Raw genomic sequence first — 24,625 nt, 5'->3', positions numbered from 1 at the left:
ATCCTTACGGCCGACGATGCACCAAAGATTCGGGCGCGCATTCTCTCACGTCCCCACTTCGACCGCATTGACAGTGCTCCAGGGGCTAGCGCCAGAACGGACGGGCAGCCTCTCGCCGGGCCTCGGCCTCGGTGAGGCCGATATCCTTAAGCTGGTCGACGCTTAAATCGCCAAGCTCCAGACGGCTGCGCCTCTTGGCGGCTAAAGTGCAATAGACACGCCAGAGCCGAGCCAGAATATTCCCGTCACCGGGCGAAGCCCGAAACGCAGAGTTCTCGGTCCTTTGCGGCGACAATCGGATTGTATCAATTGTACTCATTGCATTGACCTGTGTGCGGTTAATTCTTGCTTTGTTGTAGTAATTGACAGGGCGATCGAGGCAATATAGATAATTGTCACCATGACAACTACTTGGCTTCCCGACATACAGCAGGGACACGGCCCGCTTTACGCGCGGATCGCCGACCAGATCGAACGGGCGATCGGCAATGGGGCGCTACCCGTCGGCACCAAGCTGCCCCCGCAGCGCAATCTCGCCTTCGATATCGGGGTGACGATCGGCACGATCGGCCGTGCTTACAACATCGTGCGGGAGCGCGGCCTTGTCAGCGGAGAGGTCGGCCGCGGTACCTACGTCCTCGACCACCCGGAGAGCCGACCGCCCGAGCAGGCCGATCCGCTTACCACGTCGCTTGCCGGTACCCGGCCGATCGTCGCGCCGCCGGGCAAATTACGCTTCGACAGCACGGCGGCGCCGGATATCGGCCAAGGCGACATTTTGGCGAGATTGCTTGGCGACATTAGCCGGGAACATCATGCGGACATTGCAAGCTATGCCCGCAATTTTCCGGATCATTGGTTCGAGGCGGGTGCGCAATGGCTGGCGAGCGGCAGTCTCCGGCCAGCACCGGAGTGCATAGTGCCGACGCTCGGTGCGCACGCCGCCGTCATTGCAGTGATTTCGGCCGTGACCTCGCCGGGCGACCGCATCGCCTTCGAAGCACTGACCTATTCGCAGGTGAGCCGCAGCGCCGGACTGATCGGGCGGCGCATTGCCCTCCTGGCAAGCGACGAGTTCGGCCTGATACCGGAGGATTTCGAGCGCGTCTGCGCCCAGCAGCATCCAAAGCTCGCATTCCTCATGCCCAGTGCGCAGAATCCGACGGTGGCAATCATGCCGCTCGTCCGACGCCAGGCGGTCGCCGAGATCGCCCGCAAGTACGGTGTATGGCTGGTTGAAGACAATCTCTACGGTTCGATGACCGGGGATCCGATTCCGCTGCTGGCCGAACTCGCGCCGGAGCGGACCTTCCTCGTCGGCGGCCTTTCGAAGTCTGTTGCCGCCGGTGTGCGCGGCGGCTGGGTGGCCTGTCCACCGCATTTCAGCCAGCGCATCCGCATCGCTCACAAGATGATCAGCGGCGGCCTCCCCTTCCTCCTTGCCGAACTTTGCGCCCGCCTCGTCCTTTCAGGGGCTGCATCCTCATTGCGCAGCCGCGGCGTCGAGGAAATCGGCGAGCGCGTTGCGATGGCGCGCGAAATCTTTGCCGGGTTCGAGTTCAACCACCATCCGAAGGTACCGTTCCTCTGGCTGAAGCTCCCGGAGCCCTGGCTGTCTGGAACCTTCAAGCAGGCAGCGCTGCAAGAGGGCGTGCTGATCGACGACGAGGACGAGTTCAAGGCCGGCCGGGCCGACCGCGTCTTCCACCGTATCCGAGTCGGCTTCTCCTCGCCGCCCAAGCGGGCCGATGTGCAGGCAGGATTTGAGGTCCTGAGACGTCTGCTCGATAGCGGCCGAACCGGCTACGACAGCTTCGACTAAATCCTTGGCAAGCATTCTAAGGGCGGGAAAGACGGAGTTTCCGGCCAGGAGTACGTCGACCGGCCTTCTGTTGATCTGCGGTATTTTTCTGTCGCGCCACAACGCAGCTTAGGCTAAAGAAGCCGCAAAGCGCCCCCTGTTTGTGTTGCGGTTCGCACGCGCCGTGTCCCTGTCGGAAGGGTTGCGCGCCGCCCGAAGGATTGACGGTCGACGATGACGATTTCCAACACCCGCCCCATCACCCCGGAGCTCATCGCCTCGCACGGGCTGAAGCCCGACGAATACGAGCGCATCCTGAGCCTGATCAGGCGCGAGCCGACCTTCACCGAACTCGGCATTTTCTCGGCGATGTGGAACGAACACTGCTCGTACAAATCCTCGAAGAAATGGCTGCGCACACTTCCGACCAAGGGACCGCGCGTCATCCAGGGCCCGGGTGAGAACGCCGGGGTGGTCGACATCGATGACGGCGACTGCGTGGTCTTCAAGATGGAGAGCCACAATCATCCCTCCTATATCGAGCCCTACCAGGGCGCGGCGACCGGCGTCGGCGGCATCCTGCGCGACGTCTTCACCATGGGAGCGCGTCCGATCGCCGCAATGAACGCGCTGCGCTTCGGGGCGCCGGATCATCCGAAGACCCGTCACCTCGTTTCCGGCGTCGTGGCCGGCGTCGGCGGCTATGGCAACTCCTTCGGTGTGCCGACCGTCGGCGGCGAGGTCGAGTTCGACGCGCGCTATAACGGCAACATCCTCGTCAACGCCTTTGCGGCCGGCCTCGCAAGGAGCGATGCCATCTTTTACTCGAAGGCGGAGGGCGTGGGCCTCCCCGTCGTCTATCTCGGCGCCAAGACGGGCCGCGACGGCGTCGGCGGCGCCACAATGGCATCGGCCGAATTCGACGAGTCGATCGAAGAGAAGCGCCCGACCGTGCAGGTCGGCGACCCCTTCACGGAGAAATGCCTGCTCGAGGCCTGCCTCGAACTGATGCAGACCGGCGCGGTGATCGCCATCCAGGACATGGGTGCCGCCGGCCTCACCTGCTCGGCCGTCGAGATGGGCGCCAAGGGCGACCTCGGCATCGAACTCGATCTCGACAAGGTGCCGGTGCGCGAGGAGCGCATGACGGCCTACGAGATGATGCTCTCGGAAAGCCAGGAGCGCATGCTTATGGTGCTGCGCCCGGAGAAGGAAGAGGTAGCCAAGGCGATCTTCGTCAAGTGGGGGCTCGATTTCGCGATCGTCGGCAAGACGACCGACGACCTGCGCTTCCGCATCCTGCATCAGGGTGAGGAAGTGGCGAACCTGCCGATCAAGGAGCTCGGTGACGAAGCACCGGAATATGATCGCCCCTGGACCCCGGCCAAGAGCCCCTCGCCGCTCGCCACCAACGACATCCCCCGGGCCGATGTCGCCGAAGCGCTTCTGAAGCTCGTGGGTTCCGCCAACAACTCCTCGCGCCGCTGGGTCTACGAGCAGTATGACACGCTGATCCAAGGCAATTCGCTGCAGCTTCCTGGCGGCGACGCCGGGGTGGTCCGCGTCGAAGGCCATGCGACCAAGGCACTCGCCTTCTCCTCCGATGTCACGCCGCGCTATGTCGAGGCCGATCCGTTCGAGGGTGGCAAGCAGGCTGTCGCCGAGTGCTGGCGCAACCTCACGGCGACCGGTGCGTTGCCGCTTGCCGCGACGGACAATCTGAACTTCGGCAACCCCGAACGTCCGGAAATCATGAGCCAGTTCGTTCACGCGGTCAAAGGCATCGGCGAGGCTTGCCGCGCTCTCGATTTCCCGATCGTCTCCGGCAACGTCTCGCTCTACAACGAGACGAATGGCCAGGGAATCCTGCCGACCCCGACTATCGGCGGTGTGGGCCTGATCAGCGATTGGGCAAGGATGGCGCGCATCCGTTTCGCGGCCGCCGATGAGGCGATCCTGCTTGCCGGCGCGCCGGAAGGCTGGGGAACGCACATCGCCCAGTCGGTCTACATGCGCGATGTCCACGGCCGCACCGATGGCCCGGCGCCGCATGTCGATCTGGCGCATGAACGCAAGGTCGGCGATTTCGTTCGTGGCCTGATCGCGGATGGGCTGGTTACGGCCGTGCATGACTGCTCTTCGGGTGGCCTCGCCCTTGCCGTAGCGGAAATGGCAATGGCCTCCGGCATCGGTGCCACGATTGAAGCGCCCGGTGACTGCGATCCGATTGCGGCCTTCTACGGGGAAGACCAGGGCCGCTATGTCGTGACGGTTGCGGCCGAGAAGCTCGAAGCGGTCGCCGCAAGGGCGAGAGACGCTGGCCTGTCCTTGCCGGTCATCGGCACGACCGGCGGCAGCGCGGTGAAGCTCGGCGATGCAAGGGCAGTCTCCGTGGAAGAGCTGCGTTCCACCCACGAAGCCTGGTTCCCCACCTATATGGGCGGCGATCTCGCACCGGACAATTGACCGGAGACGGGGCTCGAAACAATCAAATCACCATTTGCCTTCCGCCCCTGAATCGTGGTTCCCTTGAATTCACGAGCGGTGGCGGAACCCTGCCGCCGTAGCAAGAATAACATAGGGAGTTGGCATATCATGCCCATGACACCAGGCGATATCGAAGACATGATCAAGGCCGGGATCCCCGGCGCTAAGGTCACGATCCGCGATTTGGCCGGTGACGGCGACCACTATGCCGCCGAAGTCGTGGCCGAAGCGTTTCGTGGCAAGACCCGCGTGCAGCAGCACCAGATGGTCTACAACGCTCTCAAAGGAAATATGGGCGGCATCCTTCATGCGCTCGCCTTGCAGACCAGCGCGCCGGAGTAAGCCGCCATGGCGGATCTGATCAAGGAACTCGTCAGCGGCGGCGTTGACAGCGCGCTGAAGGAGATCCTGAAAAAGACCGGCGCCAAGAGGACGGCAACAAGGCGTACGAAGCGCCGTACCAGCAAGACGTCAGCGGCCGGCGGTATCCTCGCGGAGATAATCGAGGCCGCGATCCGGAGACCGGCGAAGAAGCAGGTGAGCCGGCGCCGCACCGCCGCGTCCCGAAGCAAAGTGCGCCGTCGCTCCGCTTGAGGTGGTTCGAAAGCCACATTTTGAGGACCATCAACATTTTTGCGAATTGGGTGGGTGAAAACGGCGCCCATGCATGCTATTTAAGCTGCAAAGGCGACATCCGGCCCTTGAAGCCGGCCCAGGAAGGAAGACAACATGAGCGGAATTCACGATTTCATCGACAACGAAGTCAAGACGAACGACGTCGTTCTCTTCATGAAGGGCACGCCGCAGTTTCCGCAGTGTGGTTTCTCCGGCCAGGTGGTGCAGATCCTCGACTATATCGGCGTCGACTACAAGGGCATCAACGTGCTCGCCGATGCGGACCTGCGCCAGGGCATCAAGGACTACTCCAACTGGCCGACCATTCCGCAGCTCTACGTGAAGGGCGAGTTCGTCGGCGGTTGCGACATCGTGCGCGAGATGTTTCAGGCGGGCGAGTTGCAGGAGCATCTTGAAGGACAGGGAATTTCCGTAAAGGGCGCTGCCTGATACCGTCTGTACCGAACAGATTTCGGAAAAGGCGGGCTGACCGCCTTTTTTGATTCCGGGACTATATGCCTCTCGGCTAATTTTCGATGTGCTCCATGACCAAGCGGACAGATTCTCCGCCCGGAATGCGCTTCGACGGCCGTGCATCGACAGCCTCTGGACTTGCCCCAATGAGGGCGATCGAAGGATCGCATTGCCCTACTGTAGGGCGTGCGTTCTCGCAACAAGCATATTCCGAGCAGCCAAGCAGTGCGGCTCGACTGAAGACCGAAGTTTTAAAGACAGATCAACGTATTAAAGAATGTGCTGCGCCTTCCACATTAAGGCGGCCAGCTCTGGACCGACTGCTAGGCTGACGGTCAGCGGGATTCATGAAATGACAAAGCCGATAGATCAAACCGCCATGCTTTCCGGCCTGAGCAAGGCCCAGTTCATCGCCCTGATGGCGATGCTGATGTCCATCAACGCGATTTCGATCGACATCATGCTGCCGGGGCTGCAGGAGATCGGTGCGAGCCTTGGGGTCGCCGATGAGAACGACCGGCAATATATCTTGTCCGCCTATCTGTTCGGCATGGGTTTCGCGCAGCTCTTCTTCGGGCCGCTTTCCGACCGGCTCGGACGGAAGGCGCCGCTGCTGGGCGGCCTGGCACTTTATGCCTTGAGCGCCCTGGCCATTGTTTTCGTCCCGACCTTCGCGGCACTTCTGTTCTTCCGCTTTGTTCAAGGCGTCGGCGCGGCTGCAATTCGCGTGGTGACAGTCTCCGTCGTGCGCGACATCTATGGTGGCCGCCAGATGGCGGAGATCATGTCGCTGGTCATGATGGTGTTCATGATCGTTCCGGTGATCGCGCCGAGCATCGGCCAATTGATCATGCTCTTCGCGGAATGGCACATGATCTTTGTCGTGATCGCGCTGTACGCGCTTGCCGCCACGGCCGCCGTCGCTGTGCGATTGAAGGAGACCCTGGCTCCTGAAAATCGGCGTCCCCTCACGGCGGCTGCGATCCTGGACGGCTTCCGTATCGTCCTGACCAACCGGATCGCCCTCTTCTACACCCTGGCGACATCCGTGATCTTCGGTGCGCTCTTCGGCTTCGTCAATTCGGCGCAGCAGGTGCTCGTCGGCATCTACGGCCTCGGCGTATGGTTTCCGGTCGCCTTTGCGGGTTTCGCCGGCCTGATGGCGGTCGCCTCCTTCGCCAATTCTCGTCTCGTGCAGCGCTTCGGCATGCGGGCCCTCTCGCATGCAGCCCTGCTCGGCTTCACCCTGGCGAGCTTCGTCTGGATGTCGGCGTCGCTGGCTGGACCATTGCCGTTGCCGATCTTCGTGGTCCTCTACGCCGCGGCGATGTTCCAGTTCGGCGTGATCTTTGCGAATTTCAACGCCATGGCCATGGAGCCGCTCGGGCATGTGGCCGGTACGGCCTCGTCGGTCCTCGGCTTCGTGCAGACGATCAGCGGCGGCGCCATTGGCGCCTTCATCGGCCAGGCCTTCGACGGCACCGTGACGCCGCTCGCCGTCGGCTTCTTCACCGTCGCCGTCCTTGCCCTTGTCTTTGTGCTGATCGCAGAGGGCGGCCGGCTTTTCAAACCGCACAATCCTGCCGGCTAAGCCGGATGCCCGGTTCGGCATAGGCCGGATTGTTCCTCCCAAATCTGCCTCTTGTGGATATTCCAATGACTTCCATTTCAGAAAACACCCCCAACACTGCACAACAAGCGGAACCTGTCGACACAGTTTCAGGCGCTGTGCGCATCGGCATGGGCCTCGTCGAATTCATCGTGACCATTGCCGTGATGACGGCGAGCGTCGCCCTTGCGATCGACAGCATGCTGCCGGCGCTATCGAACATCGGCCAGTCGTTCGGTGTCGCCAATGCCAATGACGCGCAGCTCGTCATCGGCATCTTCTTCCTCGGATTCGGCTTTTCGCAGATTTTCTTCGGCAGCCTTTCGGACGCTTTCGGGCGCCGTGTCGTGCTGCTCGGCGGATTGGCCTTCTTCACCCTTTCGAGCTTTGCCGCCTCGCAGGCGGCGAGCTTCGAAGCGCTGCTCGTGCTCCGTTTCATTCAAGGCATCGGTGCCGCGGCCGTGCGGATCACGACCATGGCGATCGTTCGCGACTGTTTCGGCGGTCGCGAGATGGCGCGCGTCATGTCCTATGTGATGATCGTCTTCATGATCGTGCCGATCGTCGCTCCGTCGCTTGGACAGTTGGTCATCGTCTATGCCGATTGGCACTGGATCTTCATCCTGATCGGACTGATCGGCCTGGCCCTGTTCCTCCTGGCCCGGACGCGCATGTCGGAGTCTCTCCCGGCTGAAGAGCGTCTGCCGCTCTCCGTCGGCGCTATCCTTTCAGGATTCCGCACGGTCCTGACGAACCGCATCACCTGCGGTTACATGATCGGCCTGACGCTGTTCACGGCCGTCATCTGTGCCTATATCGTCAGCGTCCAGCAGATTTTCGGCGAGATTTACGGCCTTGCCGATTGGCTGCCGATCGCTTTTGCTGGAACGGCCGGCGGCATTGCCGTCGCAAACTTTGCCAATGGCTATTTCGTCCGCAGCTTCGGCATGCGCCGCATCTCGCACGCCGCGCTGATCATGTTCACGTTGGTTGCAGCCGTGGGCTACGTGGTGTCGCTGGCCGGCACTCCTGCCTTCATCGTCAGCTATATGATGTTCTCAGTACTGCTGATGTTCTCGCCGTGATCGCCACCAATTTCACGGCGATCAGCCTTGAGCCGATGGGCCATCTCGCCGGAACGGCCACGGCGATCACCGGCTTCATCTCGACGACCGCCGGCGCCCTCATCGGCAGCGCCGTCGGCCAGCTCTTCAACGGAACGCTGCAGCCCCTGTTCGGCGGCTACGCCCTCTTCGGGCTACTGACCATTGCCGCGACGCTCTGGGCGGAAAACGGAAAGCTCTTCACGCATCCGGGCGACCAGGCCGCAGAGCACGATCACGGCGGTGGCCACATATAAGAGGGAGCCCGCCCGGTTGTCCGGGCGGGCTCCATCCATTTACGAACTCTGCATCATTCCTGATCAGACCGTGAAGACCTCGCGCCGCAGCGTCTCCCAGCTTTCCTTGTCCGTGGCGAGCAGCAGCCCGCCATTGGTATGCGCCGGCAGGTAGCGCGATCCGTCGAAACGCGCCGCATAGGCACCGGCCTCTTCGGCGATCAGCGTGCCGGCGAGATGGTCCCACGGCATGAGCTTCTGGTACATCAGGAAATGCAGATGACCGGCGGCGAAGATGCGGTATTCATGCGCCGCGCAGCGGTAGCTGGTGGCGATCCTCACCTTGGCCATATTGCCCATGACGATCCTGCGGTCGTCTTCCTTGTAGAATCCGGTCGATGCCCCGCCGACCATGCTTTCGATCGGCACGCCGGCGGTGACCGACAGCTTCTCCTGCGACCCATTCGGTCGGCACATCCAGGCGCCGGATCCCTTCTCGGCAATTACCCAGTCATTGCCGAGCGGATCGTAGATGATCCCGGCCACGGTCTCGCCCTTGGCAACGACGCTCGCCATCACCCCGAAGAGCGGCAGACCGGCGGCGAAATTGAACGTCCCGTCGATCGGATCGACGACGATGGCAAGGTCGGCATCCGCCAGCTTGTCAAGGAGCGCGGGATCGGCTGCGACCGACTCCTCGCCGATAAACACCGCTCCCGGCGCGACTGCGTCGATCTTCGACTTGATAAGCCTTTCGGCGGCCTCGTCGCCTTCCGTCACCAGGTCGATCGCTTCGGACTTCATCCGCACATCGCCCGATTCCAGGTTCCGGAAGCGCGGCAGGATCTCCTTCACCGCCGCCTCCTGCAAAAGGTTGGCAAGGGCGGCGATGTCGACGGACTGGCTCATTCTTTGGGCTCCGGAGAAAGGGACTGGAAATCGAAAAGCTTCGGGTCGAGGAGATGCGATGGGTTCACATGCCCGAGCGCCCGCAGCATCGTGTCCTTGCGGCCGGGCATGCGCCGCTCGATATCTGCAAGCATCGCTTTCATCGCATTGCGCTCGAGACCGTCCTGCGAGCCGCAAAGGTCGCAGGGTATGATCGGAAACTCCATGGCTGTGGCGAACTTCGCGAGGTCGTCCTCGGCCGCGTAGGCGAGTGGCCGCAGGACCGTCAGATCACCTTCGTCATTCAGAAGCTTCGCCGGCATGGATGCGAGCCGACCGCCATGGAAGAAATTCATGAAGAAGGTTTCGAGAATATCTTCGCGATGGTGCCCGAGCACCAGCGCGTCGCACCCCTCCTCCCGCGCGATACGGTAGAGGTTGCCACGTCGCAGCCGCGAACAGAGCGAACAGTAGGTGGCACCCGTCGGCACCTTTTCCTTCACGATCGAATAGGTGTCGCGGTACTCGATCCGGTGCTCGACACCGATCGAAGCGAGATAGTCCGGCAGGACATGTTTCGGAAAGTTCGGCTGTCCCTGGTCGAGATTGCAGGCAATGAGCTCGACCGGCAGAAGCCCGCGCCATTTGAGGTCCATCAGCAGTGCCAGCAGGCTGTAACTGTCCTTGCCGCCCGAAACGCCGACAAGCCAGCGCTTCGACCCCTTCAGCATGCCGAAATCGTCAAAAGCCTGCCGCACCTGGCGCAACAGGCGTTTCCTGAGCTTGTTGAAGGAGACGGAGGGCGGCATCCGTGCAAACAGCGGATGGGCGCCGGTGTCGAAGCCGGGTTCTTCGTCGTCGACAGCAATGCTCGTCGTTTCGCACTGGGACGATTGTGAGAGTTCCATGGCGGTGGTCTCGGAATCTGCGGCGACAATGGAGCGCCCAAAGGTCTGCACCAGCACTTGCCCCGTCCGGCCCGGAAGATCAAGGAAAAACGGGCGATCTGTCCGTTCTCACGGGCCGAAGACCGACCAGCCGGTGCGGGCGGCCAGCATTTCGAGCGCAAGCGATCCCAGCAGCGAATTGCCGTTTTCGTTAAGGCCAGGCGACCAGACGGCGATGGAGGCCTTGCCGGGTGCAACCGCCATGATGCCGCCGCCGACGCCGCTCTTGCCGGGCAGGCCGACGCGATAGGCGAAATCGCCGGAACCGTCATAGTGGCCGCAGGTCAGCATCAGCGCATTGATGCGCCGGGCCCGCTGGCGCGACACAACCGAATGCCCGGTCAAGGGATTGGTGCCGCCGGCGGCGAGGAAAAGCCCGGCCTTGGCGAGCTGGCTGCAGGTCATGGCGAGCGCGCAATGGTGAAAATAGACGCCGAGGACGTGCTCGACCGGGTGATCGAGGCGTCCGAAGGAGCGCATGAAACTGGCAAGTGCGAAATTGCGGAAGCCGGTGACGGTCTCGGAGCGGGCCACTTCGTGGTCGATGACGATATTCTCGTCGTCGGCCAGATAGCGGACGAAGCGCACGATCTCGCCGATCAATTCCTTCGGCGTATGACCGGCGAGGATAAGATCGCTGATTGTGATCGCCCCGGCATTGATGAACGGATTGCGCGGCTTGCCGCCTTCGTGCTCGAGCTGCACGATCGAGTTGAAGGCCGAACCGGATGGCTCTCGCCCGACCCGGTGCCAGATGTTCTCGCCATGCTTGCCGAGCGCCAGCGTCAGCGTGAACACCTTGGAAATACTCTGGATCGAGAACGGCACCTCCGCATCGCCGACGCGATGCAGCTCGCCGCCCGTCGTGACGATCGCCATGCCGAAATGCTGCGGATTAACGCGGGCAAGCTGGGGAATATAGTCGGCAACCTTGCCCTCCCCGAGCCGCGGCGTCAGCTCGCGATAGATATCGTCGAGGATCAGTTGAAGATCCTGTGGCGCTTTCTGCTCCGGCATACGGCACTCCTCGATCTCGAGCGGGAACGGATGGGTGGCTCACGCGCATCCCAGTCCAATCCCGGTGGGTTCGTTCCGACATTCACGTACAAAAAAACCGCCCGTCTCCGGGCGGTTTTTGAAATTGACAGGCCTGACCCGGATTAACGCGAATAAAATTCGACGACCAGGTGCGGCTCCATGACGACCGGATACGGAACGTCGGTCAGGGCCGGAACGCGGACGAACGTCGCGACCATCTTGTTGTGGTCGGCTTCGATGTAGTCCGGAACGTCACGCTCAGCGAGCTGAACCGATTCGAGAACCGAAACGAGCTGCTTGGACTTGTCCTTGACTTCGATGACGTCGCCCGCCTTGCAACGGTAGGAACCGATATTGACGCGAACGCCGTTGACCTTGACGTGGCCGTGGTTGACGAACTGGCGGGCGGCAAAGACGGTCGGGACGAACTTGGCGCGGTAGACGATCGCGTCGAGGCGCGATTCGAGCAGACCGATCAGGTTTTCCGGGGTGTCGCCCTTGCGGCGGGAAGCTTCGGCGAAGATGGCGCGGAACTGCTTTTCACGGATGTCGCCGTAGTAGCCCTTCAGCTTCTGCTTGGCGCGCAGCTGCACGCCGAAGTCGGAAAGCTTGGACTTGCGGCGCTGGCCGTGCTGGCCGGGGCCGTATTCACGACGGTTCACCGGGGACTTCGGACGGCCCCAGATGTTTTCGCCCATACGGCGGTCAATTTTGTACTTGGACGATTCGCGCTTGCTCATCGCATTTCCTTTCAAACAGTTACACCGGCTTGTTGCCAAACCGGATCAAGGAAACACGCCCTCCTCTGAACCCATTTTCGGGGTTCTGACAGGCTTCTCACGAGCACGCTGCCGGAGAAACCACGGGACATGTCAAATGAAACACCGGGCATCGCTGCCCGGCGTTGGGCGGGTGTTTACGCACTGGGCGGTGAATTGTCAAACGGATTTACGCGAAAAACGCAGAGATTTCCGGCACTCGTCACTCCGCGGCGGCGCGTCCGGACACACCGGTATCCAGCGCATTCGCATCGCCCGGCGCGGTCTCGGCGCTGAGATCGGGAAAGGCAACGATGCGCTTGCCGGAGAAATCCGCATGCACGACGATCAGGCCCTGCTCCTCGAAATAGCCGAGCAGCCGCCGCGCACGACGCGCCGAGTGGGTACCGTAAGCGCGCGCGATCATCGTGTCCGAAGGGCACGGCAGGCCACGAACGGCCGCCTGTGCCATCATCAGGAAGACAGCCTGTAGGTCTTCAGTTACCCGATCGGCCAGTCGGAGCGCGGCGGCCCAGGCCTCGGTCGCTGCCGTGTCGGAATCGACGCCCGACCGGGCGACAGCCATTTTACGCCGAAAGACACTCAGGGATGGAGCGGAACCGGGCACACGGCGAATGCGGCAGCGAACGAGAAAATCCTGGTAGAGTTCAGCGTCCGGCCGGAATGCCGCCTCGGGATTTGCAAGAATCTCGGCGAATAGACCATCAAGCATGGCTTCGCGTTCTTCCGCCGAAATTTCGGGCTGCGCCGGCTTAGGTTCCACCGGAGCCAAAGACTCCGGGCGCGGCCGCGACAATTCCGCCAGGATGTCGCTCGCGGGCCGCGGCTGTGGCACCGGCCTGCGCATGGCGGGCCGGCTCAGCTCTTCCGGGTCCGGCGTGAAGATCAGGTCCTCGACGTCTTGCGGCGCTTCCGGCAGCGGCATCAGCTTCGGGCTCGTCGAGCGCGCCGAAGTCTCGACGGGTCCGATCGTTACCTTCAGCGGCCGGCGGGAAAGCGCCGGGCCGAGCGCCACGAAGGAGCCGCGCTTCAGGTCGCGGAACATTTCGGCCGTGCGCCGGTCCATGCCGAGCAGATCGGCGGCGCGCTGCATATCGATATCGAGGAAGGTGCGCCCCATCAGGAAGTTGGATGCTTCCGCTGCGACGTTCTTGGCAAGCTTCGCCAGGCGCTGCGTGGCGATCACGCCGGCAAGCCCGCGCTTGCGGCCGCGGCACATCAGGTTGGTCATCGCGCCAAGCGAGATCTTGCGCGCCTCTTCCGAGACGTCGCCGCCGACAGAGGGCGCGAACATTTGCGCCTCGTCGACAACGACCAGAACGGGATACCAATAGTCACGATCGGCATCGAACATCGCATTCAGGAACACGCCGGCGCTGCGCATCTGCTGCTCGATATCAAGCCCTTCGAGCGAAAGCACGCAGGAGACGCGGTGCTGGCGTATACGCGTCGCAATGCCGATCAACTCGGCATCCGTGCGCTCTCCCTCAACCACCACATGGCCGAACTTGTCGGCCAACGTCACGAAATCCCCTTCCGGATCGATGATGCACTGCTGCACCCAGGGCGCGGACTGTTCGAGCAGGCGGCGCAACAGATGCGATTTCCCGGAGCCGGAGTTACCCTGTACCAGGAGACGCGTCGCCAGAAGCTCCTCGATATCGAGCGAGGCCGAAGTCCCCTCGGACGTCGTTCCCATGTCGATGCCGACTTTCATTCCCACCTCTTCGTCACGGATTGATTCGCGATCCGCCGGGGAGCGCCAAACAGGCGACACCTAGCACGGTTTTGCCCGCCGTCAGGACTGCTATTCCGATAACTCACAGGAATACGCTGGACGCCCTGAGGCGGCAAAACAGCTTCGACGACTATGCGGAACGAACTGCGAGGCCAAAGCCCTGCATCAGCCGTCGTGTGGCGAAATCGGGCTTGCCGGACGTGAGAATCGCCGGGTCCTCGCCGTTCAACGGCTTGAAACCGTTCGGCAGCGGCACGAGCGAGCGCGCCCGGCGCGCGATCGCCTCGGCCGGATCCAGCCAGTCGACCGGCCACGGCGCCAGCCGCCGGAAGACGTTCGCCATGAACGGATAATGCGTGCAGGCGAGCACGACGATGTCGGTCTTCCTGCCATCCATCTCGACGAAGCACGGGGCGATCTCCGCCAGCACCGCCTCGTCGTCCAGCTTCTCACCGCGAATGTAGGCTTCCGCCATGCGCGCCAGATTTTCCGAACCGACGAGCCGGACATGGCATTGGGAGGCGAAGGACTGGATGAGATCGCGGGTATAGGCGCGCTTCACCGTGCCGGGCGTCGCCAGAACGGTTACCAGCCCTGAACGCGTCCGCTCGGCCGCCGGCTTGATCGCCGGTACCGTGCCGACGAAGGTCATCTGCGGATAGGCGGCACGCAGATCCGCGCCGACAAGCGTGAAGGCGGTGTTGCAGGCGATGATGCAGATTTCCGGGTCATGCTCTCTGAGCAAGTCGCCGAAGAGCGCGATCACCCGCTCCTTCAGGGCGCCCTCTTCCCAGCCGCCATAGGGAAAGCCCGCATCGTCGGCGACATAGAGGAAATGCCGCTCCGGCATCAGCACGCGCGCCTCGCGCAGCACCGTCAGTCCGCCGATGCCGCTGTCGAAGACGAGAATGGGCTTGAGGTCAGTCGTCGTCACTGCCGCCTTGCACTTTCCTGCTGCCGGCCGGCGCGCCCGAGCCCCGCGGATTTTCGCGGGTGAACCGGTCGAGGGATGAGATGACGCCGCGCAGCACCTGGATTTCGGATTCGCTGAAGGATGGCCTGGTCAGAACAGCGCGAAGATTTTCCACCAATTTCGGCCTTTTGTCGGCGGAGCGAAAATAATTGCGCGCATCGAGCGCCTCTTCGAGATGGTCGAACAGCCCCTGGAGATGTTCCTTCGTGGCCGGCCGCTGTTCGATCGCCTGGAACGAAGTTTCATCCTCGGACTCCATGCCTGTCTTCATCCACTCATAGGACATCAGCAGCACGGCCTGGGCGAGATTGAGCGAAGCGAAAGCGGGATTGACCGGGAACGTGACGATCTCGTCCGCCAACGCCACTTCTTCATTCGTCAATCCCGTACGCTCGCGGCCGAAAATGATGCCTATCGACTCTCCGACCTTGAAGCGCTGCCGCAGCGTACGAGCGGCGACGATCGGCGAACGCACCGGCTTGTATCCGTCACGGTCGCGGGCCGTGGTGGCGTAGACGAAGTTGAGGTCCGCAATCGCCTCCTCGAGCGAATGATAGAGCTTGGCGCCATCGATTACGTGATCGGCGCGGCTCGCGGCCGAACGCGCCTTTTCACTCGGCCAGCCGTCGCGCGGATTGACGAGACGCAGCTCCGCCAAACCGAAATTTGCCATCGCCCTGGCCACCATGCCGATGTTTTCGCCGAGCTGCGGATAGGCCAGAATGATCGCCGGACCTTCGGTCAAGAGTTCGCGCTCGCTGTTGGTACCTGCCATTATAATACTCTGCCTCTATTCGCCGATTCCCTCGCACAAAAGCCTTGGAAGATAAAGCCGGGACGCTGAAGTCGGCAAGCGTTCTGCTTGACCCAAAGTTTCGGCCAAGCATGCTTTGCCTTATGGGTTCACAGTGCTATAGGGCTCTGGATTTTCCCACCGTCGGAATGCCGCACGCGGTGTTCCGCAAGCTACGAGGCATATTCATGGCAAAGATCAAGGTCGCCAATCCGGTCGTCGAACTCGACGGCGATGAGATGACCCGCATCATCTGGCAGTTCATCAAGGACAAGCTGATCCATCCCTACCTCGACCTTGATCTCGAATACTACGATCTCAGCGTCGAGAACCGCGATGCGACCGAAGACCAGGTGACGATCGATGCCGCAAACGCCATCAAGAAGCACGGTGTCGGCGTCAAGTGCGCGACGATCACGCCGGACGAGGCGCGCGTCGAGGAATTCAGCCTGAAGAAGATGTGGAAGTCGCCGAACGGCACGATCCGCAACATCCTGGGCGGCGTCATCTTCCGCGAGCCGATCATCTGCAAGAACGTGCCGCGCCTCGTTCCCGGCTGGACCAAGCCGATCATCGTCGGCCGTCACGCCTTCGGCGACCAGTACCGCGCCACCGACTTCAAGTTCCCGGGCAAGGGCAAGCTCTCGATCAAGTTCGTCGGCGACGACGGCCAGACGATCGAGCACGACGTCTACGACGCACCGGGCGCCGGCGTCGCAATGGCCATGTACAACCTCGACGAGTCGATCACCGAATTCGCCCGCGCCTCCTTCAACTACGGCCTGCAGCGCAAGGTACCGGTCTATCTGTCGACCAAGAACACGATCCTGAAGGCCTATGACGGCCGCTTCAAGGACATCTTCCAGAAGGTGTTCGAGGAAGAATTCGCCGAGCAGTTCAAGGCGGCTAAGATCTGGTACGAGCACCGCCTGATCGACGACATGGTCGCCTCCGCGCTGAAGTGGTCCGGCGGCTATGTCTGGGCGTGCAAGAACTACGACGGCGACGTACAGTCGGACATCGTTGCCCAGGGCTTCGGCTCGCTCGGCCTGATGACCTCCGTGCTGATGACGCCGGACGGCAAGACGGTCGAAGCGGAAGCCGCGCACGGCACGGTTACGCGCCACTACCGCCAGCACCAGAAGGGCGAGGAAACCTCGACCAACTCGATCGCCTCGATCTTCGCCTGGACCCGCGGCCTTGCGCACCGCGCCAAGCTCGACGGCAATGCCGAACTGGCGAAGTTCTCCGAGACGCTCGAGCGCGTCTGCGTCGAAACGGTCGAAGCCGGCTTCATGACCAAGGACCTAGCGCTGCTGATCGGCCCCGACCAGCCCTGGCTCTCGACCACCGGCTTCCTCGACAAGATCGACGAGAACCTCAAGAAGGCCATGGCCGCCTGAGCGGCCCAATCCAAAGCCACGAATGAGAAACCCGGCCTCGCGCCGGGTTTTTGCTTTTGACCAGAATAGACGGCTCGCGCGATAATTGGAGCGCGGGAGAGGCCGGCAGAGGACACGGAACTCGATCCTTTCCTATGGATGGTCCAATCTTACGGACAACGGAGATGGAGCGATCGCGATCTAGACCGGTAAGACTCGTCGCTTCTGATATCGACGGCACGCTGCTTGGCGACGACGCAGCTGCCGCACGCTTTCGGTCGACCTGGGAAGCGCTTGCCGAGGGCGAGCGCCCCCTTCTGATCTACAACAGCGGCCGTTCGTCCGAAGATATCCTGTCATTGGTCGACGCAAATCTATTGCCCGCGCCGGACTACGTGATCGGTGGCGTCGGCACGATGATTACCGAAGGGCGGATGCGCACGCGCATGGAGGCCTTCATCAAGGAGCTCGGTCCAGCCCTCGACTCGTCTGCCATCGCCGCGATCTTCGGCTCGATCGAGGGTGCAATACTTCAGGTGGCCGCGGACCAGAATCCGCACAAGGCGAGTTGGCACCTACATGATGCCGAGCAGGAACGCATCCACGACATCGCGGCACGATTGAGGAGCACCGGGTTGGACGTGAAGCTGATCTATTCCAGCAGTCGTGATATCGATATATTGCCGCGCACCGGCGGCAAGGGCAGCGCGCTTGCCTGGATTTGCCGGGAGCTTGCAGTCGATCTCGACGAAGTGGTCGTCGCCGGCGACACCGGAAACGACCTGGAGATGTTCGAGATGCCGCTTGTCCGTGGCGTCATCGTTGCCAACGCACTTGCCGAACTTTGCCGGGCCGTTGCCCAGGATCGCCGACACTATCTTGCCCGCGCCTCCCACGCCGACGGGGTGATCGAGGGTCTGCGCCACTTGGGTGTCGTGCGGTAGTTCCGGCCGAACGCCAAGCGGCCGCCACCTGACAATGTCATTTCAACGGAAGATAGATTTCCGTAAGCAGCTCGATCGGCGCCACCTCACGCGGATTGTTGAGGTATTTCTCGAACATGACGCTGTCACGGATTTCTCGGCCCGAGTTCGACAGCCAGGTCCCATAGAACCATTGATAGGCCTTCGGCATGTCGGCATAGGGTCCCTTGTGTCGCAGCACGGCGTATTGCCCCCCATCGATCGACTGTGGCGTCAGCGGCGCCTCAGCCAACCCGTCTTCCTTTGTCGTCACGCAGGCGAAGGATCGGAGCTTGTCCGTATCCACCAGTTCCGGATCATCCAGGTAAATGCCGATCATTTCCATATCCGGACGGAACAGGCCGCGCGCGAAGAGTGTGCCGTAGAGTGTCTCGAAGGCCTGACCGATGGCCATGTAAGAGCCGGAATGGGCAACGCCCAGCAAAGTCAGCGGATCTATCGTCCTCAGCGTAACGTCGTACATGACAGCATTTCCTTCCATCCAAGGGGTTTCAAAGGCTTTGTGGCTCCCCTCCTTCCTGTAGCGCGCCGGCGGAAGGCCATAGACGGCCTTGAAGGTGCGGTTGAAGGATTGAACATTCGGGTAGCCCGAGCGTCGCGCGATCACTTCCACTGCGAGGTCGGTCTGGACGAGTTCTGCCGCCGCCCGCTGCAGCCGCAATCTCTTGACCGTCGCCGCCAGGGTCTCGCCGTGCACCGCCCGGTAAATGCGATGCCAGTGGTGCGGCGACAGGCAAGCGATCTCCGACAACCGATCGAGATCCAGCTCTTCGTCGAGATGTCCATAGATATAGGCCGAGACGCGATGAAGCCGCCTCTCATATGTCGCCCACGCACCGCCCGTCATATCGAACCTTTCGCACTTCGTTCGAACACGTTCAAACCACGTATCGATTTGACAAATCCTGCTGACCTGAAGGGCCGACCACCCGCTTGTACGGCATGGCGACTCAGATAGGCTGAGAATGCCCGGCACGTACGATCCCGCCAACGTGGCGGATCTGGAAAGTCTCGCCGATGCCCGATTCCCTCGTTCCGAAAACCGTCAGCGTCCTGGCCGAAGGATATGGCCTTGCCCGGCTGAAAGCCGACGCTTTGGCAGGCCTGACCGTCGCCATCGTTGCCTTGCCGCTCTCCATGGCAATCGCAATCGCCTCCGGCGTCACGCCCGATCGCGGCCTCTATACCGCGATTGTCGGCGGCTTCCTCGTTTCGCTCCTCGGCGGCAGCCGCGTCCAGATCGGCGGTCCGGCGGGTGCCTTCATCGTTCTCCTCGCCGCGACCGCCGCCCGGCACGGCATCGACGGCCTGTTGCTCGCGACTGCCATGGCCGGCGTCATGCTCGTTGCGGCCGGCTACTTGCGCCTCGGACAATACATCAAGTTCATCCCCTACCCCGTCACGGTCGGCTTCACGGCGGGCATTGCCGTGATCATCTTTGCCAGCCAGTTGCGCGACCTTTTCGGCCTGACGCTTCCGGGCAGCGAACCGGGGCCGATCGTTGAAAAGATCATGGCACTCGGCCAGTCGGCAGGTACGGCCAGTTGGGCGGCAGTACTGACGGCTGCCCTGACCATCACCATCATTCTCGCGCTGCGCCGGCTGAGGCCGCATTGGCCCGGCATGCTGATCGCCGTCACCGGTGCATCGGTCATCGTCGCCATCCTGCACCTGCCGACGGAAACGATCGGCACGCGCTTCGGCGGTATTCCGCGCGGACTGCCGCTTCCGGCCTTGCCGCCGCTCTCCTTCGAGAAAGCCGTCGCTGTCTTCCCGGATGCGGTCTCCTTCGCCCTTCTCGGCGCGATCGAATCCCTGCTTTCGGCCGTGGTCGCCGACGGCATGACGGGCCGCAGACATCGATCCAGCATGGAGTTGATCGGCCAGGGGATCGCCAATCTGTGTTCGGCGCTCTTCGGCGGCATTTGCGTCACCGGCACCATTGCCCGAACGGCGACGAATGTGCGTGCCGGAGGGACAAGCCCCATCTCGGGCATGCTGCATTCCGCCTTTCTTCTTCTCTTCATGCTGCTCGCAGCACCGCTCGCCAGCTATATCCCGCTCGCCTCGCTTGCCGGCGTGCTCGCCGTCGTCGCCTGGAACATGATCGAGAAGCCCGCCTTCATGGCGCTTTTGCGATCTTCCTACGGTGATGCCGTCGTGCTGCTCGCCACCTTTTTCATCGTCGTCTTCCGCGACCTGACGGAAGGGATTGTAGTCGGCGTCGCGCTGGGCGCCGTCCTGTTCATCAATCGAATGGCAAAAAGCATCTCGGTCGGTGAAACGAAGCCGCTGGCGATGCTGCAGTCGACGAATGGCGAAGAGCATCCGGTCATTAGCGATGATCCGGATACGGTGATCTATCGGATCTCGGGCATCTTCTTCTTCGGCTCGGCGGCCACCGTTGCCACAGTGCTCGACCGGATCGCCGACCAGCGCCGTAACTTCATTCTCGACTGCTCCGAAGTCCCCTTCATGGATTCGACCGCCGCCAACGTCATCGAAGGTACGCTGCGCAAGGCGGAGAGGATCGGCGTGCGCTTCATCATCGTCGGCGCCAATACGCAGGTTCGCCGTGCCCTCTATCAGCACCACGTTCGTCCGCCGCGCGTCTTGATGCGCGCTTCGGTCCAAGCGGCTCTCGAAACCATCCGCAGCGAAAAGAGCGCATGAAAAAGGGCGCCGCAGCGCCCTTTCCTCTGTCTTTAATGCTCTTCAACCGGCAAGCGCCACAGCGACCGCTTCGATCGCCTCGGCGGCGCGCCCGCCGTCCGGACCGCCGGCCTGCGCCATGTCCGGCCGCCCGCCGCCACCCTTGCCGCCAAGCGCGGCGGAGGCGACGCGCACCAGATCGACAGCGCTGACCTTGGAGGTGAGATCGTCGGTGACAGCAACCACGGCGCTCGCCTTGCCGTCGCCCGAGACGCCGACGAAGGCGACGACGCCGGAGCCGAGCGTCTTCTTGCCGTCATCGGCGAGGCTCTTCAGGTCCTTCGGCTCGACGCCGGATACGACCTTGCCGAGGAAGCGGACGCCGCCGATCTCACGGGCCGCTTCACCCGAACCATTCTGACTGTCGCCGACGAGGGCGAGCTTCTTCTTGGCTTCGGTGAGTTCCCGTTCGAGCTTGCGACGTTCATCGAGCAGCGCCTCGACCCGCCCGAGAACATCAGCGGGCTGGACCTTGAGGGCAGACGCCAACGACTTGACGCGCTCGTCCTGCTCGTTGAGGTAGGCTCGGGCCGCCTCGCCGGTGAGCGCCTCGAGGCGGCGCACGCCGGCGCCGACCGCGCTTTCCGAGACGACGCGCACGAGGCCGATGTCGCCGGTCGCGGAGACATGCGTGCCGCCGCAGAGCTCGACCGAATAGGGTCTCCCGGCCTTCGAGCCGCGAACACCCTGACCCATCGCAACGACACGGACCTCGTCGCCGTATTTCTCGCCAAACAGCGCCATGGCGCCCTCGGCGATCGCATCGTCGACGCTCATCAGCCGCGTCGTGACGGGCGTGTTCTGGACGATGACCTCGTTCGCCATCTCCTCGACTTCCCTCAATTCCTCGGCCGTCATCGGCTTCGGATGCGAGACGTCGAAACGCAGCCGCTCGGGCGCAACGAGCGAGCCCTTCTGGGCCACGTGGGTACCGAGCACTTCGCGCAGCGCCTCATGCAGCAGATGCGTGGCTGAATGGTTGGCGCGCAGCCGCGAACGGCGCGCATGGTCGACGGTAAGCGCCGCCGCCTCGCCCGTCTTGACGATGCCTTCGGTGACGGTGCCGTAATGGACGAAGAGCCCTTCGCCGCGCTTCTGCGTATCGGTGACCGCAAGCTTGCCCGTTTCCGTGGCGATCACGCCGGTATCACCGATCTGGCCGCCGGATTCGCCGTAGAAGGGCGTCTGGTTGAGGATCAACTGGACACCCTCGCCCTTGCTGGCGGACTCGACGACCGTGCCATCACGGACGATCGCCTGGACCACGCCCTCAGCCGATTCCGTGTCGTAGCCGAGGAAATCAGTGGCGCCGTGCTTTTCCTTAAGTTCGAACCAGATCGTCTCGGTGGCCGCTTCACCGGAGCCGGCCCAATTGGCCCGGGCTTCGGCCTTCTGCCGCTGCATGGCAACCGAAAACGCGTCCGTATCGACGGTGATGCCCTTGGCGCGCAGCGCGTCCTGCGTCAGATCGAGCGGGAAACCATAGGTATCGTAGAGCTTGAAAGCCGTTTCGCCGTCGAACTGGTCGCCTTCGGAAAGGCCGGCCGAAGCGTCGCCAAGCAGGCTGAGGCCGCGCTCCAGAGTCTTGCGGAAACGGGTTTCCTCGAGTTTCAGCGTTTCGGAGATCAGCGCTTCGGCACGGACCAGTTCCGGATAGGCGCGGCCCATCTGGCCGACGAGCGCCGGCAGCAGCTTCCACATCAGCGGCTCCTGCGCGCCGAGGAGCTGCGCATGACGCATGGCGCGGCGCATGATGCGGCGCAGCACATAGCCGCGGCCTTCGTTGGAGGGCAGCACTCCATCGGCGATCAGGAAGGCGGAGGAACGCAGATGGTCGGCGATGACGCGGTGGCTCGCGCGACGGTCGCCCTCAGCCTTGACGCCGGTCGCTTCCTCGGAGGCCGCGATGAGGGCGCGGAAGAGATCGATATCATAGTTGTCGTGCTGGCCCTGCAGCACGGCGGCGAGGCGCTCCAGACCCATGCCGGTATCGATCGACGGGCGCGGCAGGTTGACCCGCTCTTCCTTGGTGATCTGCTCGTACTGCATGAAGACGAGGTTCCAGATCTCGATGAACCGGTCGCCGTCTTCCTCGGCCGAGCCGGGCGGCCCGCCCCAGATCTGCTCGCCGTGATCGTAGAAGATTTCCGAGCACGGCCCGCAGGGGCCGGTATCGCCCATGGCCCAGAAGTTGTCGCTGGTCGGAATGCGGATGATCCGGTCGTCGCTGAAGCCGGCGATCTTCTTCCAGAGGCCGAAGGCTTCGTCATCGGTGTGGTAGACGGTGACGAGCAGGCGCTTGGCATCCAGCCCGTATTCCTTGGTGATCAGGTTCCAGGCGAGCTCGATCGCCCGCTCCTTGAAATAGTCGCCAAAGGAGAAGTTGCCGAGCATCTCGAAGAAGGTGTGGTGCCGGGCCGTATAGCCGACATTGTCGAGGTCGTTGTGCTTGCCGCCGGCGCGCACGCATTTCTGCGCCGTTGCGGCCGTCGAATAGGGACGCTGCTCGAGGCCGGTGAAGACGTTCTTGAACTGCACCATGCCGGCGTTGGTGAACATCAGAGTCGGGTCGTTGCGCGGCACCAGCGGGCTCGACGGCACGTTTTCGTGACCGTTCTTGCGGAAATAGTCGAGAAACATCGACCGGATTTCATTCACGCCGCTCATCTTGCGTCCTATCTGTGCACATGCCGGCTGCAACCCACGCATTTTTCGCGCTTTGCGCCGCTATTCTTCAACCCCGCGCCTATCACGCATAGCCGCCGCCCCGATGACGCCGCCACCGGAACCACAGGCTTTTATCGTCCGCATATCATGCTGTCCAGACGGCAGCAAAAACCGGCCGATCAGAGCGATGGCCGGTTGATGCCGCATCCAAACTCAAGCCGCTCCTAAGAGCCAGCCACTGCTACATGTCGGCCGCTTCGTCGCCTTCGCTCTCCGGTCCACCGTTTTCCAGGAACTTGTCGGCGATCAAGCCAGCATTCTGCCGCAAGGCCATCTCGATCTCGCGCAGAAGATCGGGATTGTCACGCAGGAAAAGTTTCGCGTTCTCCCGGCCCTGGCCGAGGCGCTGGCTGTTGTAGGAGAACCAGGCGCCGGATTTCTCGACGATGCCGGCCTTGACGCCGAGGTCGATCAGTTCACCGGTCTTGGAAACGCCCTCGCCATACATGATGTCGAATTCGACCTGCTTGAAGGGCGGCGCCATCTTGTTCTTGACGACCTTGACGCGCGTCTGGTTGCCGACGACTTCTTCGCGCTCCTTGACCGAGCCGATGCGGCGGATGTCGAGGCGAACCGAGGCGTAGAATTTCAGCGCGTTGCCGCCCGTCGTCGTTTCCGGCGAGCCAAACATCACGCCGATCTTCATGCGGATCTGGTTGATGAAGATCACCATGCAATTGGACTTGGAGATCGATGCCGTCAGCTTGCGCAGCGCCTGACTCATCAGGCGGGCTTGCATGCCCGGCAGGCTGTCGCCCATCTCACCTTCGATTTCGGCACGCGGCACGAGTGCTGCAACCGAGTCGACGACGAGCACATCGATTGCGCCGGAGCGAACCAGGGTGTCGGTGATTTCGAGCGCCTGCTCGCCCGTATCGGGTTGCGAGATCAGCAGGTTTTCGAGGTCGACGCCCAGTTTGCGCGCATAAATCGGATCGAGCGCATGTTCGGCGTCGACAAAGCCGCAGATTCCGCCTTTCTTTTGCGCCTCGGCAATGGTCTGCAGGGCCAGCGTCGTCTTGCCCGAGCTTTCCGGCCCGTAAATCTCAACAATGCGCCCCTTTGGCAGGCCGCCGATGCCGAGCGCGATATCGAGGCCGAGCGATCCGGTCGAGACGGTTTCGATCTCGATGACGCTGTCCTTCGATCCGAGCTTCATGATCGATCCCTTGCCGAACGAACGTTCGATCTGGGAAAGAGCCGCTTCAAGTGCCTTGCTTTTGTCCACCGATTTGTCCTCTACGAGCCGCAAAGAGTTTTGTGCCATTGGGTCCACCTTTAGGTTATTGGAGCTATCGAGGCAATGAAGCCGCCGCAGGAGATTTTGTACATGTTTTGTT

20 protein-coding genes and 1 pseudogene are annotated in these 24,625 nt (G+C 62.4%); 10 read left to right on the top strand and 11 right to left on the bottom strand.

The window, feature by feature from the left end:
• Positions 1–85: 85 nt before the first annotated feature.
• Complete coding sequence (locus tag N181_RS34000; RefSeq protein WP_037436060.1) at positions 86–319, bottom strand: DUF1127 domain-containing protein; 234 nt, start codon at positions 317–319, stop codon at positions 86–88.
• Positions 320–400: 81 nt separating this feature from the next.
• Between N181_RS34000 and N181_RS09420 the strand changes: the two genes are divergently transcribed.
• From N181_RS09420 to N181_RS09390, 7 genes and pseudogenes are all read left to right on the top strand, one after another.
• A complete protein-coding gene (locus tag N181_RS09420) occupies positions 401–1,822 on the top strand; it encodes an aminotransferase-like domain-containing protein (RefSeq protein WP_037396508.1) in 1,422 nt (473 codons plus the stop codon).
• Between the two features lie 213 nt (positions 1,823–2,035).
• A complete protein-coding gene (gene purL / locus N181_RS09415; protein WP_037396511.1) occupies positions 2,036–4,267 on the top strand; it encodes a phosphoribosylformylglycinamidine synthase subunit PurL in 2,232 nt (743 codons plus the stop codon).
• Between the two features lie 129 nt (positions 4,268–4,396).
• A complete protein-coding gene (locus N181_RS09410; protein WP_014328481.1) occupies positions 4,397–4,630 on the top strand; it encodes a BolA/IbaG family iron-sulfur metabolism protein in 234 nt (77 codons plus the stop codon).
• A gap of 6 nt (positions 4,631–4,636) precedes the next feature.
• Positions 4,637–4,882 carry a hypothetical protein gene (locus tag N181_RS09405; RefSeq protein WP_037396515.1) on the top strand — a complete coding sequence of 82 codons (246 nt, stop codon included), beginning with the start codon at positions 4,637–4,639 and terminating at the stop codon, positions 4,880–4,882.
• Between the two features lie 135 nt (positions 4,883–5,017).
• Positions 5,018–5,353, top strand: coding sequence for a Grx4 family monothiol glutaredoxin (grxD, locus tag N181_RS09400; RefSeq protein WP_012708163.1), 336 nt, complete (start codon positions 5,018–5,020; stop codon positions 5,351–5,353).
• A gap of 376 nt (positions 5,354–5,729) precedes the next feature.
• A complete protein-coding gene (locus N181_RS09395) occupies positions 5,730–6,968 on the top strand; it encodes a multidrug effflux MFS transporter (RefSeq protein ID WP_037396518.1) in 1,239 nt (412 codons plus the stop codon).
• Between the two features lie 65 nt (positions 6,969–7,033).
• Positions 7,034–8,346, top strand: a pseudogene (locus N181_RS09390) (multidrug effflux MFS transporter).
• 63 nt (positions 8,347–8,409) lie between these two features.
• Here N181_RS09390 and N181_RS09385 read toward each other — a convergent pair.
• From N181_RS09385 to N181_RS09355, 7 genes are all read right to left on the bottom strand, one after another.
• Positions 8,410–9,234, bottom strand: coding sequence for an inositol monophosphatase family protein (locus tag N181_RS09385; RefSeq protein ID WP_037396522.1), 825 nt, complete (start codon positions 9,232–9,234; stop codon positions 8,410–8,412).
• Complete coding sequence (gene ttcA, locus N181_RS09380; protein WP_037396566.1) at positions 9,231–10,121, bottom strand: tRNA 2-thiocytidine(32) synthetase TtcA; 891 nt, start codon at positions 10,119–10,121, stop codon at positions 9,231–9,233. The genes N181_RS09385 and ttcA overlap by 4 nt, the downstream gene beginning before the upstream one ends.
• Positions 10,122–10,229: 108 nt before the next feature.
• On the bottom strand, positions 10,230–11,177 hold the full coding sequence (locus N181_RS09375; RefSeq protein ID WP_014328488.1) for a glutaminase: 948 nt from the start codon (positions 11,175–11,177) through the stop codon (positions 10,230–10,232).
• A 143-nt stretch (positions 11,178–11,320) separates the two neighbouring features.
• Positions 11,321–11,938 carry a 30S ribosomal protein S4 gene (gene rpsD / locus N181_RS09370; RefSeq protein WP_014328489.1) on the bottom strand — a complete coding sequence of 206 codons (618 nt, stop codon included), beginning with the start codon at positions 11,936–11,938 and terminating at the stop codon, positions 11,321–11,323.
• A gap of 241 nt (positions 11,939–12,179) precedes the next feature.
• Entirely contained in the window at positions 12,180–13,694 is a 1,515-nt protein-coding gene (locus tag N181_RS09365; protein ID WP_037396525.1) for a helicase HerA domain-containing protein, read from the bottom strand.
• A gap of 151 nt (positions 13,695–13,845) precedes the next feature.
• The gene (gene murI, locus N181_RS09360) at positions 13,846–14,649 is read right to left on the bottom strand and encodes a glutamate racemase (RefSeq protein ID WP_037396527.1); all 804 of its coding nucleotides are present in this window, start codon (positions 14,647–14,649) and stop codon (positions 13,846–13,848) included.
• Positions 14,636–15,463, bottom strand: coding sequence for an RNA methyltransferase (locus N181_RS09355; RefSeq protein WP_037396528.1), 828 nt, complete (start codon positions 15,461–15,463; stop codon positions 14,636–14,638). The genes murI and N181_RS09355 overlap by 14 nt, the downstream gene beginning before the upstream one ends.
• A gap of 206 nt (positions 15,464–15,669) precedes the next feature.
• Here N181_RS09355 and N181_RS09350 point away from each other — a divergent pair, with 206 nt between their 5' ends.
• Positions 15,670–16,884 (top strand): NADP-dependent isocitrate dehydrogenase, encoded by a 1,215-nt coding sequence (locus N181_RS09350; RefSeq protein ID WP_014328493.1) that lies wholly within the window; start codon positions 15,670–15,672, stop codon positions 16,882–16,884.
• Between the two features lie 164 nt (positions 16,885–17,048).
• Positions 17,049–17,807 carry an HAD-IIB family hydrolase gene (locus N181_RS09345; RefSeq protein ID WP_234818575.1) on the top strand — a complete coding sequence of 253 codons (759 nt, stop codon included), beginning with the start codon at positions 17,049–17,051 and terminating at the stop codon, positions 17,805–17,807.
• A gap of 37 nt (positions 17,808–17,844) precedes the next feature.
• Here N181_RS09345 and N181_RS09340 read toward each other — a convergent pair whose 3' ends face one another.
• On the bottom strand, positions 17,845–18,693 hold the full coding sequence (locus N181_RS09340) for an AraC family transcriptional regulator (protein ID WP_014328495.1): 849 nt from the start codon (positions 18,691–18,693) through the stop codon (positions 17,845–17,847).
• Between the two features lie 170 nt (positions 18,694–18,863).
• Between N181_RS09340 and N181_RS09335 the strand changes: the two genes are divergently transcribed.
• Complete coding sequence (locus N181_RS09335; RefSeq protein ID WP_014328496.1) at positions 18,864–20,519, top strand: SulP family inorganic anion transporter; 1,656 nt, start codon at positions 18,864–18,866, stop codon at positions 20,517–20,519.
• A 42-nt stretch (positions 20,520–20,561) separates the two neighbouring features.
• Here the strand turns inward: N181_RS09335 and alaS are convergent, their stop codons facing one another.
• A complete protein-coding gene (gene alaS / locus N181_RS09330; RefSeq protein WP_037396533.1) occupies positions 20,562–23,225 on the bottom strand; it encodes an alanine--tRNA ligase in 2,664 nt (887 codons plus the stop codon).
• Positions 23,226–23,466: 241 nt separating this feature from the next.
• Positions 23,467–24,552 carry a recombinase RecA gene (gene recA / locus N181_RS09325; protein WP_014328498.1) on the bottom strand — a complete coding sequence of 362 codons (1,086 nt, stop codon included), beginning with the start codon at positions 24,550–24,552 and terminating at the stop codon, positions 23,467–23,469.
• Positions 24,553–24,625 lie beyond the last annotated feature (73 nt).

This window comes from Sinorhizobium fredii USDA 205, assembly GCF_001461695.1.
In the GTDB taxonomy this organism is placed as follows: domain Bacteria; phylum Pseudomonadota; class Alphaproteobacteria; order Rhizobiales; family Rhizobiaceae; genus Sinorhizobium; species Sinorhizobium fredii.
This window is presented reverse-complemented; position numbering and strand designations above follow the sequence as displayed.

What these genes read in the sequence shown, in the direction of transcription:
- N181_RS34000 (WP_037436060.1), bottom strand. Translation starts at nt 319, where the DNA reads ATGAGTACAATTGATACAATCCGATTGTCGCCGCAAAGGACCGAGAAC.
- N181_RS09420 (WP_037396508.1), top strand. Translation starts at nt 401, where the DNA reads ATGACAACTACTTGGCTTCCCGACATACAGCAGGGACACGGCCCGCTT.
- purL (WP_037396511.1), top strand. Translation starts at nt 2,036, where the DNA reads ATGACGATTTCCAACACCCGCCCCATCACCCCGGAGCTCATCGCCTCG.
- N181_RS09410 (WP_014328481.1), top strand. Translation starts at nt 4,397, where the DNA reads ATGCCCATGACACCAGGCGATATCGAAGACATGATCAAGGCCGGGATC.
- N181_RS09405 (WP_037396515.1), top strand. Translation starts at nt 4,637, where the DNA reads ATGGCGGATCTGATCAAGGAACTCGTCAGCGGCGGCGTTGACAGCGCG.
- grxD (WP_012708163.1), top strand. Translation starts at nt 5,018, where the DNA reads ATGAGCGGAATTCACGATTTCATCGACAACGAAGTCAAGACGAACGAC.
- N181_RS09395 (WP_037396518.1), top strand. Translation starts at nt 5,730, where the DNA reads ATGACAAAGCCGATAGATCAAACCGCCATGCTTTCCGGCCTGAGCAAG.
- N181_RS09385 (WP_037396522.1), bottom strand. Translation starts at nt 9,234, where the DNA reads ATGAGCCAGTCCGTCGACATCGCCGCCCTTGCCAACCTTTTGCAGGAG.
- ttcA (WP_037396566.1), bottom strand. Translation starts at nt 10,121, where the DNA reads ATGGAACTCTCACAATCGTCCCAGTGCGAAACGACGAGCATTGCTGTC.
- N181_RS09375 (WP_014328488.1), bottom strand. Translation starts at nt 11,177, where the DNA reads ATGCCGGAGCAGAAAGCGCCACAGGATCTTCAACTGATCCTCGACGAT.
- rpsD (WP_014328489.1), bottom strand. Translation starts at nt 11,938, where the DNA reads ATGAGCAAGCGCGAATCGTCCAAGTACAAAATTGACCGCCGTATGGGC.
- N181_RS09365 (WP_037396525.1), bottom strand. Translation starts at nt 13,694, where the DNA reads ATGAAAGTCGGCATCGACATGGGAACGACGTCCGAGGGGACTTCGGCC.
- N181_RS09355 (WP_037396528.1), bottom strand. Translation starts at nt 15,463, where the DNA reads ATGGCAGGTACCAACAGCGAGCGCGAACTCTTGACCGAAGGTCCGGCG.
- N181_RS09350 (WP_014328493.1), top strand. Translation starts at nt 15,670, where the DNA reads ATGGCAAAGATCAAGGTCGCCAATCCGGTCGTCGAACTCGACGGCGAT.
- N181_RS09345 (WP_234818575.1), top strand. Translation starts at nt 17,049, where the DNA reads ATGGAGCGATCGCGATCTAGACCGGTAAGACTCGTCGCTTCTGATATC.
- N181_RS09340 (WP_014328495.1), bottom strand. Translation starts at nt 18,693, where the DNA reads ATGACGGGCGGTGCGTGGGCGACATATGAGAGGCGGCTTCATCGCGTC.
- N181_RS09335 (WP_014328496.1), top strand. Translation starts at nt 18,864, where the DNA reads ATGCCCGATTCCCTCGTTCCGAAAACCGTCAGCGTCCTGGCCGAAGGA.
- alaS (WP_037396533.1), bottom strand. Translation starts at nt 23,225, where the DNA reads ATGAGCGGCGTGAATGAAATCCGGTCGATGTTTCTCGACTATTTCCGC.
- recA (WP_014328498.1), bottom strand. Translation starts at nt 24,552, where the DNA reads ATGGCACAAAACTCTTTGCGGCTCGTAGAGGACAAATCGGTGGACAAA.